Source organism: Virgibacillus sp. LDC1 (assembly GCF_025792345.1).
In the GTDB taxonomy this organism is placed as follows: domain Bacteria; phylum Bacillota; class Bacilli; order Paenibacillales; family Paenibacillaceae; genus Paenibacillus_AQ; species Paenibacillus_AQ lautus.
In genome coordinates this window covers 795,206-813,192 of record NZ_JAOXLZ010000001.1, presented here as the reverse complement: position 1 = coordinate 813,192, position 17,987 = coordinate 795,206, and the positions used below count along the sequence as shown (strand labels likewise).

13 protein-coding genes are annotated in these 17,987 nt (G+C 49.4%); 5 read left to right on the top strand and 8 right to left on the bottom strand.

What is annotated here, in order from left to right; translation table 11 throughout:
- Positions 1-66: 66 nt before the first annotated feature.
- The gene (pepF, locus tag OHJ21_RS03840; protein WP_486019318.1) at positions 67-1,869 is read right to left on the bottom strand and encodes an oligoendopeptidase F; all 1,803 of its coding nucleotides are present in this window, start codon (positions 1,867-1,869) and stop codon (positions 67-69) included.
- 558 nt (positions 1,870-2,427) lie between these two features.
- Here pepF and OHJ21_RS03835 point away from each other — a divergent pair.
- From OHJ21_RS03835 to OHJ21_RS03815, 5 genes are all read left to right on the top strand, one after another.
- Positions 2,428-4,395, top strand: a complete 1,968-nt coding sequence (locus OHJ21_RS03835; RefSeq protein WP_486019317.1) for an endonuclease MutS2 — start codon at positions 2,428-2,430, stop codon at positions 4,393-4,395.
- Positions 4,396-4,466: 71 nt separating this feature from the next.
- Positions 4,467-4,985 carry a GNAT family N-acetyltransferase gene (locus OHJ21_RS03830; RefSeq protein WP_326118013.1) on the top strand — a complete coding sequence of 173 codons (519 nt, stop codon included), beginning with the start codon at positions 4,467-4,469 and terminating at the stop codon, positions 4,983-4,985.
- Positions 4,986-5,112: 127 nt separating this feature from the next.
- Positions 5,113-5,976, top strand: a complete 864-nt coding sequence (locus OHJ21_RS03825; RefSeq protein WP_100536387.1) for a class I SAM-dependent methyltransferase — start codon at positions 5,113-5,115, stop codon at positions 5,974-5,976.
- 4 nt (positions 5,977-5,980) lie between these two features.
- Positions 5,981-6,715, top strand: a complete 735-nt coding sequence (locus OHJ21_RS03820; RefSeq protein WP_100536386.1) for an RluA family pseudouridine synthase — start codon at positions 5,981-5,983, stop codon at positions 6,713-6,715.
- Between the two features lie 379 nt (positions 6,716-7,094).
- Positions 7,095-8,456 (top strand): lytic polysaccharide monooxygenase, encoded by a 1,362-nt coding sequence (locus OHJ21_RS03815; RefSeq protein ID WP_486019316.1) that lies wholly within the window; start codon positions 7,095-7,097, stop codon positions 8,454-8,456.
- A 144-nt stretch (positions 8,457-8,600) separates the two neighbouring features.
- Here OHJ21_RS03815 and OHJ21_RS03810 read toward each other — a convergent pair whose 3' ends face one another.
- The 7 genes from OHJ21_RS03810 to OHJ21_RS03780 form a co-directional block, all read right to left on the bottom strand.
- Entirely contained in the window at positions 8,601-9,032 is a 432-nt protein-coding gene (locus OHJ21_RS03810; RefSeq protein WP_100536384.1) for a MarR family transcriptional regulator, read from the bottom strand.
- Between the two features lie 422 nt (positions 9,033-9,454).
- On the bottom strand, positions 9,455-11,914 hold the full coding sequence (gene gyrA, locus OHJ21_RS03805; protein WP_394056779.1) for a DNA gyrase subunit A: 2,460 nt from the start codon (positions 11,912-11,914) through the stop codon (positions 9,455-9,457).
- Between the two features lie 11 nt (positions 11,915-11,925).
- Positions 11,926-13,905 carry a DNA topoisomerase IV subunit B gene (gene parE, locus OHJ21_RS03800; protein ID WP_100536382.1) on the bottom strand — a complete coding sequence of 660 codons (1,980 nt, stop codon included), beginning with the start codon at positions 13,903-13,905 and terminating at the stop codon, positions 11,926-11,928.
- Positions 13,906-14,020: 115 nt separating this feature from the next.
- Complete coding sequence (locus OHJ21_RS03795; protein ID WP_098743120.1) at positions 14,021-15,010, bottom strand: ABC transporter permease; 990 nt, start codon at positions 15,008-15,010, stop codon at positions 14,021-14,023.
- A complete protein-coding gene (locus OHJ21_RS03790) occupies positions 15,003-15,971 on the bottom strand; it encodes an ABC transporter ATP-binding protein (RefSeq protein WP_100539316.1) in 969 nt (322 codons plus the stop codon). Before OHJ21_RS03790 ends, OHJ21_RS03795 begins: the two co-directional genes overlap by 8 nt.
- Before the next feature lie 36 nt (positions 15,972-16,007).
- Positions 16,008-16,862 carry a GDSL-type esterase/lipase family protein gene (locus OHJ21_RS03785; RefSeq protein ID WP_486019315.1) on the bottom strand — a complete coding sequence of 285 codons (855 nt, stop codon included), beginning with the start codon at positions 16,860-16,862 and terminating at the stop codon, positions 16,008-16,010.
- A gap of 149 nt (positions 16,863-17,011) precedes the next feature.
- Positions 17,012-17,773: a CAP domain-containing protein gene (locus OHJ21_RS03780; RefSeq protein WP_100536380.1), complete on the bottom strand. Its 762-nt coding sequence runs from the start codon at positions 17,771-17,773 to the stop codon at positions 17,012-17,014.
- Positions 17,774-17,987: the final 214 nt, after the last annotated feature.

Below are 17,987 nucleotides of genomic sequence, written 5' to 3'. Positions count from 1 at the left end.
ACAAAAAAAAGGGTGATCTACAGCAATGAGCTGTGGACCACCCTTTTCTCATATATGCAAATGTCACTATTCCTCGTACAGAGACTCTAGTTCGTCGACGAGTGATCCAACATAAGCTACCGCTTTGGAGATCGGCTCGGAAGTGGACATATCGACGCCCGCCATCGCCATTAATTCCAGTGGGCTCTTGCTGCCTCCGGTTTTGAGGACTTGGAGCCAGCGGTCTACAGCCGGTTGTCCCTCCTCGCGAATCAATTGTGCTGCAGCTGTTGATGCAGTCAGTCCTGCGGCATAAGTATATGGATAAAGACCCATATAATAATGCGGTTGTCTCATCCAGGTCAGCTTCGCTCCTTCATCGAGCTCGACCGCGTCACTCCAGAAATCGGATAGCACGGCACCCTTTAGCTCAGATAGCTTATCTGCGGTAATCGGCTCATCAGCCATCGCATGGCGGTATACCCGTCGCTGCATTTCCGCTTCCAGAAGATGAGTCACGTAATTATGGTAATACGTGCTCAGAAGCTGAAGAATAACAGAGCGTCGCATCCGCTTATCCTCGGATTGGCTGAGCAAGTGATCCGCCAGCAGCAGTTCGTTCATCGTTGAAGGCGCTTCGATAAAATACAAGGAAGGACGCGCATTGGTAATACGCTGATTCTTCGCTGCCAGCATCAAATGACCGGCATGCCCGACTTCATGCGCTAATGTGAAGGCATTGCGCATATTATCCGCCCAGGCCATCAGGATATAGGAATGTACCCCGTATACGGAGGAACAGAACGCGCCTGTAGATTTACCAATATTATCGGCATAATCCACCCAGCGCTTGGAGAACGTGGATTTAACGATCTCGCCGTATTCAGGACCCAGAATCGACAAGGCGCTCGAAATCGTGGAGCACGCTTCTTCATAAGTAACGCTTGGATTGAAATCCGGATCCATCGGCGCTTTCAAATCGCAGAACAGCATTTGATCCAGCCCAAGCACACGCTTCTTGAGCTTCATAAGCCTCCGCATATGCGGAGCTAACTCCGTCAGAATGGTATCATGAATATGGTTGTACATCTCCATCGTCACTAGCTGCGGCTTCAGCAGCATGTCCGTTACGGAATCATACCCGCGAAGCCGGGACATCACCACTTGCTTCTTCACTTCGGTGGCGTAAGCCTCGGCAAATGTATGACGCGATCCCTGCAGCGACTTCGTGAACGAGGCATAAGCCTCCCGTCGAAGCTGCGTATCCTCAGACATTTCGTAAGAATTCTCGTACAGACGGAACGAGACCGGTTTGTTTACGTCATTCACTTGAATATCGTCAAAGGTCATATCCGACAGCTTGCTGCGCAAATAGATGCGGTAAGGCGAACCCAGGACCTCTCCCAGCGATGCTAGCACGCTTTCCGTCTCAGGACTCAAGCGGTGAGGCTTGGATTCCAGCAACAATTTTAAGCTGCGGGCATAAGGTTCAAGCCCGTTTTCCTTCGTTATGTAATGTTCGATGGCTCCATCTTCGAGATCCAGCAGCTCCGATTCAATGAACGTCAGAGAGGATTGGATGCGTGAGAGAACATCGCCCGTTTTGGCCGAATTCGCCAGGTTAGCCGGGTTGGTTCCGTCCTCCGATTGTCGTAATCTGGCATACGCCCCGACTCTGCTAATGCTCTCCATCAAAACTTCCTGTTCATTCAAGCATTCCAGAAGAACAGATGCCCCTTCTCCCAGCCGGCCTTTGAATCGCGTCAATTGAGCAGCTTGTGATTCAAGCGCTTTTAAACCCGCTTCGAATTCTTCTTGCGAGACAAACAAATCATCCAGATTCCAGGTTGCCTCAATTGGAACCTCACTTCGTGTCAGCAATTTCCCCATGGATACAGCTCCTCTCGTGTCTTATCCTCTCATGATTGACTACCGCAACTACTAATGATTAGCAACAGCATAACAATTCCATCATATCACAGTTTTTTAAGGGATCGTATCCGCTTTTCCACCTTGACTTCTGACCATATTTATGGATATAGTTATTGCATACTCTTATCTAAAGGAGAGATTTTGATGTCGGTGGTCGTTCTTAACTAACCAAATTTCATATGGATTGAAATGTAAAATTTTGGGCATTTCCTGTAATAGGATATGTTTATTTTTTGATGGATTTTCATTTCGTCCGTTGAATTAGTTAAGAACTGCGGATATCAATTGAAGCCCCTTTAGGGTTTATTCAGATATGATATGGTCATCCGTGCTGAGTTCAGCACGGATTTTTTGGGTCTCCCCCTCTTTTAGCAAAAGGGTTATTTGGAGCTGTCCCATAACGCCATGCCATCGGAATAACGGTCTATGGGCGGAAAGCGAACCTTAGTAGTTCGCTTTCCGCCCTTTTTGTGTTGTATAACCATCCATTTTATAGTCAAAAGGAGAATATCACCCATGAAACCATTCGCATTAAACAAATTGGAGTACGAGAAAATTCGCACCGAGCTTGAACGCTTTGCCGTATCCTATCTGGGAGTCGAGCATATCCGGAAGATGGCCCCCCTCACCCAGATGAAAGCCATTCGCAATAAGCTAAATGAAACGGAGGAAGCCAAAACCCTGCTGCAAACCGGGGCTAGCGTCCCGATTCCTTCCCTGGAGGGAATCGAGCTGATCATGGATCTGCTCGGCACCGGTTATGTGCTGTCTGAGCGCGATTTCGGGAATATGGTCCAATATCTGAGAAGCTGCCGCCAGCTCATTCAATATATGAATGCCAAGGACGGCATTGCTCCATTGATCAGTTCCTACGCCTCTTCTATGCATGAACTGCGTCCACTTCTGTCCGAAATCGAACGCAGCATTCACGGCGGTCGTGTTGTGGATAGCGCCAGCAAAGATCTGGCCAAAATCCGCAAAAAAATCATCGTAACCGAGGAACGGATCAAGCGTAAGCTCGACAGCCTGATGAGCCGTTACAAAGGGATCCTGCAAGAGAATGTCATCAGCAAGCGCGGAGGACGTTACGTGCTGCCCATCAAGAAGGAGCACCGTAAATCCGTAAATGGCTCGATTCTGGATGAATCGGCCAGCGGGCAGACGGTATTTATCGAGCCTTCCGACATGCAGGCGCTTCAGATGGAATTAACTCTTCTGCACGCCGAAGAAGTCCGGGAAGAAACAAAGGTGCTGAGTGATTTGACCGCACTGGCCGAGTTATATCAATTCGAACTGAGAACCAATGCCGACATTGTTGGAATCTACGATTACATCATAGCCAGAGGCAAGTACGCCATTTCCATCGGCGGGCGCAATGTGAGCCTAAATCAGGATGGGTTCATCCATCTAAAATCTGCGGTGCATCCTTTAATCGGCTCCTCTATGATACCGCTGGACTTCACCATCGGGAAGCAGTACAAAACCTTGATCATTACAGGACCTAACACCGGCGGCAAAACTTCAGCGCTCAAGACGGTTGGACTCATCACCGTTATGGTTCAATCCGGTCTGCTGGTTCCTGTAGCGGAAGGCAGCCATTGCGCCATCTTTGATGAGGTTTCCGTCGATATCGGAGATGGGCAGAGTTTGGAGCATGCCCTCAGCACGTTCTCTGCGCATATTCGCAACATCCGCGACATTTTGCAGACGGCCGGCCGGTCCACGCTGGTGCTGCTTGATGAAATGGCGTCCGGAACGGACCCTGGTGAAGGCGTTGGATTGTCGATCGCCATTCTGGAGGAGCTGAGTCAACGTCAAGCAACGGTTGTGGTCACCACGCATTTTACCGAAATCAAAAATTTTGCCGAGCGAACAGCCGGCTTTGAGAATGCCCGGATGGAATTTGATGCCGACACACTCGAGCCGCTCTATCGTCTGCGGATCGGTGAAGCCGGTCACAGTTATGCCTTTGTCATTGCAGCAAAGCTGGGCATTCCGGAGTCGATCATTGCCAGATCGCGTGAAATCACGGAAGCGGGAACGGCAAGAGGTGACACGCCCCTTAGATATGATGCTGGATCAGAGTCCGAAGAATGGACAGAAGCAGCGAGTCCGGTAGACCAAGTTACCTTACCGTCAGACGAACAGGATAAGCTTAAGAATGTTAAGGATCATGAAGATGAACATGAAGCCTCTCCCTCTTCCTTCTACCAACTTGGCGATCGTGTCTATGTGCCTTATTTGAAACGAAGCGGAACCGTGTATGAAACCATGGACGGTAGAGGAAATATCGGTGTTATGATTCAGAAGGACCGACTGAAGATTAACCATAAACGGCTGAAGCCTTATATTGCGGCCACGGATCTATACCCGGAGGATTATGATCTTGATATCGTTTTTGAGAGCAAAGAGAATCGGAAGAAGCGTAAACTGATGAACCGCAAACACATCGAGGGGCTGCAGATAGAAACGAAGCCGGAGTAACGAAACTCTTGATGATGGGTCGACCAGGATATCAAAAAAGAATCCTAAGGATTTGCGAAGGAGAGATCACGATGAAATTACGCACAGAAACCAAGAACGATTATGAGAAGGTCCAGGACCTTCTCATACGTGCTTTTCCCGGACAGGAAGAAGCGATTCTGGTACAGCGGCTGCGGGAAGACAAAGCCTTTCAACGGGAATTGTCAATCATAGCGGAAGAAGATGGGATCATCAAGGGCCATATTATGTTCAGCCGAGCCAGCCTTTTTGACGGGATTCATAGCCATCACGTGGCTGCACTGGGGCCGCTGGCCGTGCTTCCGGATTATCAACGACAAGGGATCGGCGGAAAATTGATTGAAGAAGGCAAACGGCGGTGTCTCACGCACGGCTATCCCCTTGTTTTTCTATTCGGCCATCCGGCGTATTATCCCCGTTACGGTTTTGTGCAGGCCAGAACCTTTGGGATCGATATAACCCAATTTACTGTTTCCGATGAAGTGTTCATGGTTGCCGAGCTTCAGCAGGGCGCACTCGATCACCTGCATGGCGAATTCCGTTTCCACTCCGCATTCGAAGATTTGGGGTAAGTCGCCGAGCTTCAAAGTCTATATCATCCGAATAGCTTTGATCAAGCCGGGCAATCCTTGGTGGCATTCAGCTTCTGATATGTTGTACAATAAAATCTAAATGACTATTTGAAGGATGGTTTTCAACATGTATGTAGCTCAGGATTGGCAAGATTACGAGGTCATCGATACCGGAGGCGGAGAAAAGCTGGAACGCTGGGGCGACGTGATTCTCAGACGTCCGGATCCGCAGATCATATGGCCGATTGAACGTGAAGATGGACAGTGGCGCAGTGTTCACGGACACTATCACCGCAGCTCGTCCGGCGGCGGGCAATGGGACATGAAAAAGCAGCTTCCGGACCGGTGGACCATCTCATACGACCAATTGAAATTTCATATTCGACCAACCAATTTTAAACATACCGGCTTGTTTCCGGAGCAGGCAGCCAACTGGCGCTGGATGATGGATAAGATCGCTTCAGCCGGACGTCCGGTCAGCGTGCTGAACCTATTCGCCTATACCGGTGGAGCAACCGTCGCGGCCGCCTCGGCCGGAGCTCAGGTTGTCCATGTGGATGCTGCGAAGGGGATGGTTCAATGGGCCAAGGAAAACGCGGCATTGTCCGGCCTCGCCGACCGTCCTATCCGTTATATCACGGATGATGTGTTTAAATTCGTGCAACGGGAACAGCGTCGGGGGAACAAATACGATGCGATCATTATGGACCCTCCATCTTATGGCCGCGGACCAAGTGGAGAAACGTGGAAGCTTGAACAGAGCTTGTACCCATTCCTCGAAAGCTGCATGAGCATCGTATCGGATCATCCGCTGTTCATGCTGATTAACTCCTATACAACCGGCATCTCTCCTACTGTTCTGAATAACATGCTGACCATGACCATGAAGCCGAAATACGGCGGCACCATCAGTGCGGGAGAAATCGGATTGCCGATTACCCGCTCCGGCATGAACCTGCCATGCGGCATCCTGGGTCGATGGGAGTCCTGATTCGATGAGCAAGCGGGAACCTGCAGCATATCCGGTTGTGCCGATTCTTTTCGAGGATAATCATGTGTTAGGTGTAACCAAGCCGGTAAACATCCCCTCCCAGGAGGATGCTACCGGCGATCCCGACATGCTGACCATTCTGAAACAGGACATCAAGGAGCGCTACAATAAACCGGGCAATGTATTTTTGGGATTGGTGCACCGTCTGGACCGTCCGGTTGGTGGAGCGATGGTCTTTGCCAAGACCTCCAAAGCCGCTTCCCGATTATCGGAAGCCGTCCGCAGTCGCAGCTTCCGCAAGCAGTATGTAGCGGTCGTTCACGGGATTCCTTCGAAAACTTCGGGTCGGCTCGTGAATATGCTGTATAAGGATGTAAAAACCAATACTGTCCATGTCACCTCTAAAGGTGCGGACGGGGCCAAGGAGGCCATTCTGGATTACACCGTGCTCCAAACGGCGGAAGGCTTCAGCCTCGTCCTGATCGAGCTGCACACGGGCAGGCCGCACCAAATCCGCGTACAGCTCAGCCATGCGGGACATCCGCTGTTCGGAGATCAGAAGTATGGAAGCAAGGTGAACAAAGCCGGCCAGCAGATTGCCTTATGGTCCGTATTGGTCGGATTTCCGCACCCCGTTACCAAAGAGGAGATCTCCATTCGTTCCATGCCGCCCTCAGTCTATCCCTGGAGCCTCTTCTCCATGGACAAGCTGGAGTCCACACTACGATCCTATCAATAGAACTCAAAAAAACGAAATCCAATCTTGGATTTCGTTTTTTATATGCCTCTTTCACAGTGGCAAATATTGTAATATTTTATCCCTCTTCGATAATATATTATCCCTTTACTTTTATCAAAGAATGCCGAAAAATAGTAACTAGATTAATTTAACATTTTTTAGATGATTTGTACAATCATGGTATAAACTCTAGTTTTGAGTTTATATAAACCAACGGCTGCCAAGGAGGAGGATGATCAAAGCTGTTCATGAATGGTAACACTGTCGGCTCGGTTGTTCATGATGTTTAACGAAGCAAGGAAACTCACAGTTCAGGGAGGTTTGATCAGCAACAAGTGTCCGCTGAATTTCAAATTAAATATTCAAGGAGGAATTTGTTATGGACCAAGTTCGATGTCAAACAAATCACCGCTTGCATTTGAAACCGCTGTGGATTTTTTTAGGAAGCACACTGTTGTTCTTCACCATCATGATCATCACAGCAAGCAGCGTCTCCGCTCATGGTTATGTCGAATCACCAGCCAGTCGTGGTTATAAGTGTAAGCTCGGAGAGAACACCAACTGCGGCAGAATCATATATGAACCGCATTCCCTGGAGGGAAAAGGAAACTTCCCGATCGGTGGACCGGCGGATGGTCAGATTGCTGGTGCTGGAATTTTTCACGAGCTCAATGAACAATCACCTACCCGCTGGAGTAAAGTGAACATGAACGGCGGACCGAATACGTTTAAGTGGGTGCTGACCGCTGCTCACGCCACATCCGATTGGAAATATTATATTACGAAAAAAGGCTGGGATTCCAGCAAACCCCTCGCACGCGCAGATCTCGAATTGTTCTGCTCCTTCAATGACGGTGGTAAACAACCGCCGAACACCGTAACCCACACTTGTAACGTACCTACCGACCGTACCGGCTACTATCTGATCCTCGCCGTATGGGAAATCGCCGATACAGGCAACGCCTTCTATAACGTAATCGACGTGAACCTGAATAACGGCAGCGGGAATCAAGACACGCAAGCTCCAACCGTACCGGGTAACTTGAGATCCACAGGCGTCACCAGCAGCAGCATAACGCTCTCATGGAACGCTTCCACGGATAACGTAGGAGTAACCGGCTATGAAATCTATCAAGGGTCCAATCTCGTAACCACCGTATCCGGATCAACCTTAAGCCACACTGTAACCGGTCTGCAAGCGGCAACCTCCTATACCTTTACGGTAAAAGCACGTGATGGAGCAGGCAACGTTTCACCAGCGAGCAGTCCGTTAACTATTGCCACATCGAATCCCGTCCCGGACACTCAAGCCCCGACGGCTCCTGCCAATTTACGATCTGTAGGTTCTACATCGACCAGCGTATCACTAGCCTGGAACAATGCCACGGATAACGTCGGGGTCACCGGTTATGAAGTATATCGGGGCACAACGCTGGTGACCACGGTATCCGGCAGCACGCTTTCCTATACGGTCAGCGGGTTGACGCCAAACACATCTTATAACTTCACCGTGAAAGCTCGTGATGCGGCTGGCAACGTCTCTCCTGCAAGCAATCAGCTGCAGGTCACCACGACGGACGGCTCCACACCGGAAACTCCGGCCTGGGCACCTAACACTTCATACCAGCAGGGAGCTTTAGTCACATATGGAGGCAACACCTATGAGTGCCGCCAAGCCCACACGTCCCTGCCTGGTTGGGAACCCTCCAACGTCCCGGCTTTATGGTTGCTTAAGTCATAATTTCATGACGTCTTGTAAAAAGTTCGAAATCATGGATTGACCATGATGTTTCATGCGTATGAAGATATGTAACAGCCCCTAGGGTGAGCTGCCGTATGCAGCCGCCCTGGGGGCTCTCTACGTTTACAACGTTTGCTTCAGAACTTAGACCTCAACCAGAGCTTCCTTTGGAGCTGTATTAATCTTTCCTAACAGATAGACAAGCAGCTGTTGATTATGCGAGGATATGCGGTTCAAAATCTGGGAAAGGTACTCATCCCTAACCTGTAATCCGCGTGTATACTCCTCACGTCCTTTATAGGATATCGTTACCCAGACGATCCGTCTGTCATTTGCGTCACGTTCCCGTTTGATCAGTCCATTCTTCTCCATCCGGTCCAATAGCATGGTTACGGCTGCCGGACTTGTGGCCAGGTAAGGAATGAAATCGGAAGGTTTCATTCGCTTCTGTTCAGCCAGCACCTCCAGCACCATCAGTTGCGATTCCGTCAATGTCGGTGCTAATCCGGCTTCCATATGGAGCTTATAATCCTTGGCCAGCTTGGACCACACCTTGGCGAATTCGGCAGTATGCATGTTTTATCCCGTCCCTTCAATTATGTCTGTCATGATCAAACCTCGGATACCATCCGTGGATGTTGCACTGTACTTCGTTGAATGGATTTCGTTTGAATCCAAGTCATGATTCCATAATAGTTTATAGGATTAACTTTTCGCGGGCGAGCTCCCAATATCCTTCTTTTTTCGTTAAAAAATATAATTTCCAATCAAGCGACAAAACCCGTCAACCCTTATATGACGGCGTTTTTCAAGGTTCACCTTGCTTCGACATAGCCGGACATATGTCAAATAGTATAAACAAAAGCTCTAATGTTGTGCAAACGCAAAATATAGCAAAAGCACCTCGACAAATATCATCGAAGGTGCTTTTTCGTCCATCTATCTCACCTGTACTTCGAACATTTCTTGCTAAACAAAGGAAGTACCTACATCCTTGTTTAACTTTCTTTGCCTAACTCTGCATGCGGAATACTTACCAAATCAACAATCTGTCCTTGCTTGCCAACATCCGCAAGCAGTTTGCCTATCGATTTACGTTCCGCGATCGGTACTTTCTCCGTATGAATCGGATAAGCTTGCCCGTCTTCGCTGTACGCCATAATCTGCAGCGGTTCACGGCAATAGAAAGCACCGACAATGGCGCTGCCGTTCGGCTTCACCCGCTTGCCTTCCTTAAACTCAAACGTAGCTATTCCTTTTCCGCCGCGGCTTTGCGTCTGGTAATCCAACAGCAAGCTGCGCTTACCATAACCAAGATCCGTGATGGTCAAAATTTCACCCTCATCGTTCTCCACCCATAACGCTGCAACGACTTCATCCCCGTCACGGAGTTGGATTCCCCGGACTCCGCCGGAAACGCGTCCCATGGCGTTGACTTCCTGCTCATTAAACCGGATGCTCATCCCTTCTTTCGAGATCAGCACAATATCTTTATTGCTATCACTTACGACGACCTGGATAATACTGTCTTCCGGAGCAACCTTGGCGGCCGCAACGGCGCCAGTTCGCTTGGTTACATACTCCTTGAGCTCTGTACGCTTCACTTGACCTTTGCGGCTGACGAACACAAGTGATTTGCCCTCTTCTTCAAAATTCGAAACCGGAATGACCGATACGATGTGATCCTCTTTCGGCACCTGAATCACGTTAACGATAGCCGTACCGGCATCTTTCCATTTGTATTCCGGAATTTGGTGAACCGGCAATAAGAAATACTGTCCACGGCTCGTGAATATGAGCAGATTCTCCAGCGTATTGACTTCAAACAGACGGGTGATGTAATCCCCTTCCTTAACGCCGGAGCTTTCCAGCTCACCGCCGCTTCGGGTGAAGGATAACATGCTGGTACGCTTGATGTAGCCTTCATTAGACAGCGTTACGAGCACGTCCTCTGCGTTAACCAGCACTTCAAGATTCACCTTGATCTCTTCCACTTCTTCCTGAATGACAGAACGCCGGTCGATACCGTACTTCTCGCGAATTTCAAGCAGCTCTTTGCGAATGACGGCAATCAGCTTCTTATCGCTGTCCAGTATCGCACGCAAGCCCTCGATTTTCTTCGTTAACTCGTCCAGCTCTTTTTGCAGGGAATGAATTTCAAGGTTCGTAAGGCGGTATAATTGCAATGTCAATATGGAATCGGCTTGTCTCTCCGTGAAACCGAACATCCATTGCAGATTGTTCTGGGCATCCTGACGATTCTTGGACGCTTTGATCGCCGAAATAACCTCGTCCAGGATATTTAAAGCCTTAACCAGGCCTTCCAATACATGCGCCCGATCCTCTGCTTTCTCCAGCTCATACTGCGTCCGGTGCGTGACGACTTCACGCTGATGCCCGATATAAGCGGATAACATGTCTTTAAGCCCCAGCTGTTGAGGGGTTTTATTCACAATCGCAACCATATTGAAGTTGTACGTAATTTGCAGATCGGTTTTCTTGAACAAATAAGCAAGAATCCCGTTTGCGTCGGCATCCTTCTTCAGCTCAACGACGATGCGAAGTCCTTCCCGTCCGCTCTCATCGCGAACCTCGGCGATGCCTTCGACTTTTTTCTCGAGCCGTATGTTCTCCATGGCGGTAACAAGCCGGGACTTAACGACCTGGTAAGGGATTTCCGTGATGACAATCTGCTGCTTGCCGCCGCGAAGCGATTCAATGTCCGTCTTCGACCGTAGATATACGCGGCCTTTGCCTGTACGATAGGCATCCAAAATGCCTTCGCCGCCCATGATGATTCCGCTGGTAGGGAAATCCGGACCTTTGATAAAGGTCATAATCTCGGCCAGCTCAATCTCCGGCTTCTGCATGACGGCAATACAAGCATCAATCACTTCCCGTAGATTGTGAGGCGGAATTTCAGTGGCGAAGCCTGCGGAAATTCCGCTAGCTCCGTTCACAAGCAGGTTGGGGTACCGTGAGGGCAGCACAACCGGTTCCTTGGCCGTGTTATCAAAATTATCCTTAAACAGCACGGTCCGCTTCTCGATATCCCGAAGCAATTCCATGGCAATCGGCGATAGCCTTGCCTCAGTATAACGCATCGCTGCTGCGGGATCATCATCCTGTGAACCCCAGTTTCCGTGGCCGTCCACGAGCACATGTCCCATCTTCCATGGCTGGGCCATCCGAACCATACCTTCATAAATCGATGAGTCCCCGTGCGGATGGTAGTTACCCATAACATCCCCGACAGTTTTGGCTGATTTCCGGTATGGTTTATCCGGTGTGTTACCCGAATCGTACATGGCATACAGAATCCGGCGCTGAACGGGCTTCAGGCCGTCACGGACGTCCGGGATCGCCCGGTCCTGAATAATATACTTGGAATACCGGCCAAATCGATCACCTACGACCTCTTCCAGAAAAGCCGGCAAAAATTGCTCCGATAAACTCATTCCTTCACCTTCTATTCCTCAAACTCCGCGAAGTTGACATTTTCTACGATCCACCGCTTGCGGGGATCTACTTTATCTCCCATCAGCGTAGACACGCGACGCTCCGCCTTGGCAGCATCATCGATTTGTACCTGCAGCAATGTCCGTGTTTCCGGGTTCATCGTTGTTTCCCATAATTGCTCCGGGTTCATCTCGCCAAGACCTTTGTAGCGTTGCAGCTCAAAGTTCTTGAATTCCTTCAAATAATTAGCCAGCTGCTCATCCGTCCAGGCATACCGTATGGTTTCCAGCTTCCCGGATTTGCTGGCGATTTTATACAGTGGAGGCTGTGCAAGATAGACGCGGCCTTCATCAATTAACGGTTTCATGTATCTGTAGAAGAACGTAAGCAGCAGCACCTGAATGTGAGCGCCATCCGTGTCCGCATCCGTCATGATAATGATTTTCGAATAATTGCTGTCCCCGGCGGTGAACTCCGTACCGATTCCTGCTCCGATGGCAGATACAATCGCTCGGTATTCATCATTCTTCAGGATGTCGGCCAGCTTCGACTTTTCCGGATTCATCGGTTTCCCTTTAAGAGGCAGTATAGCCTGGATTTTCGAATCCCGTCCCTGCTTCGCAGAGCCTCCGGCGGAGTCTCCTTCGACAATAAACAATTCGGTTCTCGAAAAATCCTTGGACTGCGCCGGCGTCAGCTTGCCGCCTAGATTGGAGCTCTCGCTGCGTTTCTTGCCGCTGCGCATTTCATCCCTTGCTTTACGGGCCGCTTCACGGGCTTTGGAAGCCTGGATGGCCTTCTTCAAGAGCGTTTGCGCGATCTGTGGATTCTCCTCGAGGAAGATTTGCATCTTCTCGGTGACAATGCTGTCAACCGCACTGCGTGCAGAGGCGCTCCCCAGCTGGTCCTTGGTCTGGCCGACAAATTCGACCTCAGCCATCTTGACGCTGATCACGGTCATCATGCCTTCCCGGAGATCATTCCCCTCCAGGTTCTTGTCCTTTTCCTTCAAGAGATTGTTCTTACGGGCATAATCATTCATGACACGGGTATACGCTGTCTTAAAGCCCGTCTCATGCGTACCGCCCCCGCGCGTCGGGATGGAGTTAACGAAAGAAGCCAGCGTTTCCGTGTATCCCGCATTATACTGAAGGGCGATTTCGACTTCGATATCATCCTTCTCCGCATAAAAATGGATCACATCATGCAGCACGTCCTTGCCTTCATTCAGGAACTGCACAAACTGGCTTGCGCCGCCTTCGTAGAAAAACTCTTCACCGTTGCCGCTGCGCTCGTCTTTCAGAACAATCCGGAGTCCGGAGTTCAGGAAGGCAATTTCCTGTAAGCGCTCTGCAAGCGTGTCGTAGTTGAGATGCGTTCCCGCGGTAAACACGCGCGCATCCGGTTTAAACGTAATCTTCGTGCCTGTTTTGTTCGTATTACCAAGCACCTCAAGGCCCGTTACCGGTTCCCCGACATGCTCTTTTCCTTTTTTGTCCTGCCAATATTCAAAACGTTGGCGGTGAATTTTACCATCGCGGTAAATTTCCACCTCCAGCCACTCGGAGAGCGCATTGGTTACCGAGGCTCCGACGCCATGAAGACCGCCGGACTTCTTATATCCGGAACCACCGAATTTACCGCCGGCATGCAAAATCGTAAATACAACCTGCGGGGTGGGGATGCCTGTCTTGTGCATTCCGGTTGGAATACCGCGTCCGTTATCGTATACCGTCGCGGACCCGTCTTTATGCAATGTAATTTCAATTCTCGAGCAGTACTTGGCCAAATGCTCGTCTACGGCGTTGTCCACTATTTCCCATACCAGATGATGCAAGCCTGACGAGCTTGTGCTCCCTATGTACATGCCTGGCCGTTTGCGAACCGCAACGAGGCCTTCGAGCACTTGAATGTCGTCAGCATCGTATCCTGAACGGTTGTTACCGCCGTTCTTCGATGACTCTGCAAACATATCGATCTGTTCGACCATTCATGCTCCTCCTTCAAATTCACGTATCTCGTGTATTTCTATTTCTACATTTCAATATTTTAGAAGAACGCTGTTCCCTAAAAAATGCAAACAAATGTTTCATGCTTTGTCCATTTTAATTCAAGATATCCCTTCTCGTAAAGACACTGAATGAAACAATAACCGCACAAATTGCCCAGAGGGCCAATACGGCAAGGGAAAAATTCAAAGTCATCCCCTCAATTGGCGGTAAATTGCCGGCTAAATAGTTGGTCAAATTCAGGTTTACCATAAACAAATATTTCGCGCTGCTCCATGCCGATGCCATATTCGTCAGAATATTTCCGGCAATCAATGCGGCCATCATAATCACAATGCTCGCCGCCGTACTTCGAACCAGCACGGACACCATAAAGGCCAGCATACCGACACATACGCCGACAAACCACACCAAGCCGCCCTGCATCAGCAAGTACTTCCACTGTGGAACAGCATGAACGCCGGACATATCCACATCAGACCCAACAATTTGAAATCCCGTGAATACTGGTATGTCAAACCCCTTGTATCCGAAAGCAAGACCGGAGATCAGATAGGCAATGACAAAGGTGGAAACTACGATAAGAGACGTAAACATGATCAGGGCGATCAGTTTGCTCAGCAGCACCTTCCATCGCTTCACAGGCCTTGTCAGCAGCATCTTGATGGTACCGGTCGTCCGTTCGCCGGAGACGATATCCGAAGCAATGGCCATAATGAGCAGCGGGATAAACAGGGATATCGCATTATTCAAAAACTCCCGTGTGAACGTAACCCCGTTTGGTTGATTAGGATTCACATCATGCTGCAAATAATACTGCATTTGCTGAATAAAGATTTGCCTATATCGTTTCCATTCATCCGGTACTCTATCACTACTAAGCGAATTCTCATTATCCGTGATTCGCTGCTGAAGCTCAAGCCGCCAGTCACTATTGAACTTCTCCCGGCTCCGTTCAGCCGATTTCATCTGGGCATAGGTAAACATGGGAACCAGAACAAGAAGAACCAGCAGGACAACATAGAACCGCTTTCGTTTGATAATTTTGATGCACTCGTTCTTGATCAGGGGCAACAGGTTACTCAATGCTCTCACCCTCCGTCATCTGCAGGAACAGCTGCTCCAGCGTAGGATTGATCCGATGAACCTCCCGGACCTGTACACCAGCGGCCACCAGCCGTTCCACAGCTCTAGACGTGTAAGTCGTGCTCATACGGGTCACAACAGCGTCCGGAGACATGCCTGCAAGCAAATTATCATCGAGCACCTCCTCGGGGCGGTCGACGATTTGGCAATAATCCAGCTTTTGCAATATTCGTTTCCCTTGCACGGCGGGATTCAGATCCCAGATCACATGATCACTGCTGCCGGCAATCAATTCATCGACCTCACCAACCGCAAGCACTCTTCCGCTGCTGATGATCGCCACGCGATCGCATAGCAGCTGAATTTCGCTCAGCAGATGGCTGGAGACAAAAACAGCCAATCCTTCTTCGGCTAATCGATGGATGAACTGCCGCATCTCTTTGATCCCTTTCGGATCAAGACCGTTGGTCGGCTCATCCAGAATGAGCAGCCTCGGTCTGCCGAGCAGGGCCTGGGCTATTCCAAGCCGCTGCCGCATTCCCAGTGAATATGTACTCACCTTGTCATGAATTCTTCGATCCAGTCTTACCGTATCCACAACTTCCTGAATTCGCTGCTGGTTAATGCCGGGCTGCATTCGTGCAAAATGCTCAAGATTTTCCCATCCCGTCATATACGAATACATTTCCGGATTCTCCACGATGGACCCAATATAACGCAGCGCCTGCTCCTGCTGGCGGTTCACATCATAACCGCAGACCTCAATCCTGCCGGAGGACGGTTTAATCAGGTCCACAAGCATGCGGATTGTGGTCGTCTTTCCTGCCCCGTTCGGCCCCAAGAACCCGAAAATTTCCCCTGCGCGCACGTCGAACGACACATCATGTATAATCCATTTTCGACCGATTTTCTTTTTTACATGCTGGACAGATAGTACGATTTCTTGAGCTTGATCATTCATCAAATTCCAACTCCCCATATGACATCCTCATCATGCCTACAGCATACCCTCTACAATTCGATCCGCTATAGCCTGATATCCTGCCCCGTTCGGATGAAAATGGTCCGAGGACAGATACTCGCCCAGCTTATGCTGAAACAGATCGAACGTGGGGACCAATGTCATATTGGGATCCCGGTTCACGATCTCCATAACCGCATGATTCCATGCAGAGACCACGATATTGCCGGGTATGAGCAAGTCTTCCAAATCGGAAAAAGGATGATACAGACCGATATAAACGATTCTCGCATCCGGATTAATGTCACGAATCTTCTCCAGAATCGCCTGCAGGCGTTCAGATGCTTGCGGCAATGCACCCATCAGCTTAGCAGGTTCGAGCTCTAACTCATCGGAATCCGCCGCCCCTTCCATCAGCCCGCTGCCTTGAAAGATATCATTGCCTCCTATCGATAGCATAATGACATTGGCTTGCTTCAAGGCATACTGTATTCCTTTGTCGTCCAGCTTGGGAAGGAGTCCTTCGGTCGTCATTCCGTTTATGGCCAGATTCGCCAGCAGGCTCGCTGTTCGGCCATCGCCATTTAATTGATCCACGCTTCGACGGACAAAACCGTTCCCGGTATTGTCCCCCGTTCCCTTGGCCAGTGAATCTCCAATCGCAGTTACATTTAAATCATTGGGCAAAATCGGATGTGACGGAGCACTCTCCGGCTCTTCCGGCGCTGTCTCTTCTTCGGACGCCTCGGATCCACCACCACCAGTCAGCAAGGGCTGTCCTTGCGGATCATTAATATCCTTAAATGCATACACAAAGCCAAGAATAAGCACAATCGTTACAATAACCGACACGGAGGCAGTAATTCGCCATATCCATGCAGATGATTTCATGACATTCCCCCTACAAAATTCCTCATGTACATTACCTTAAGACTTCTATTAAAAATTTGCAAATCAAAACACGCAAAAAAGACTGCCCCGAACGCAGTCTTTCGATGCGCGACCGGGGCAGCCCTGTTCATATGAAACAAGATAAGTGCTTATTCACTGATGAATTCTTGAACCCAATATCCGTTGTAGTATCCAACACCGATCATGGTGAAGTTCGGAGACAGGATATTTTCACGATGACCTTGACTATTCATCCAGGAGTTCATAACTTCTTGTGGTGTACGTTGCCCTTTAGCAATATTCTCACCGGCATAGCCGTAAGAAATACCGTAGGCTTTCATCATATCGAATGGAGAACCATGCGTTGGCGAAGTGTGGCTGAAATAATTGTTATTGCTCATGTCCTTCGCTTTATCGAGTGCCACGGTTGTCAGCTTAGCATGGACCGTAAGCGGCTTCAGGCCTGCATTCGCACGTTCTTTGTTCACCAACTTTACAACCTCGGAAGCAAAGTTCGATTGTTCCGTTGTACCCGCAGACTCGGAAGGCTGAGACGGTGTTGTAGATGGAGCGCTGGTCTCAGGCTTGCTTGTTTCCGGTTTGCTGGTTTCTGGTTGAGTCGTTTCTGGTTTGCTGGTTTCTGGTTTGCTGGTTTCCGGCTTGCTTGCTTGCGGAGTTTCAGCAGGCTGGTTCGCCTGAGGTTTTTCCGTTTGCGGCTTCTGAACGACCACCCATTTAAACTGTGATTCCAAGCCTTGGCTCTCCAGGAATTTCTGGATCTTTTGTTGCCAGTTTACATAATTATTGCTTTCAGCAGGTGCAGCAGACGCCGTCGTTGGCAGCATGATGCCGACAGCCAGCACAGCAGCAATGCTGCCGCCTGCGATTTTCTTTATCCAATGGTTGTTCATGAATGCTCATCTCCTATGCTCATAGTTGTGGAGTTTGCTTGACCGCCCTTCTAAGATGAATTTCTAGGGTGCCGGACGATCAAACAATGGTTACATTTTTGTAATCTCGTACGAACACATTGTAACACATTTGATACCTTCGGCAATCCTACAATTGTTGGAAAAGCGTCCTTGAATTCCTACCTATATACCGGAAACCAAGTCGTCTATAGTC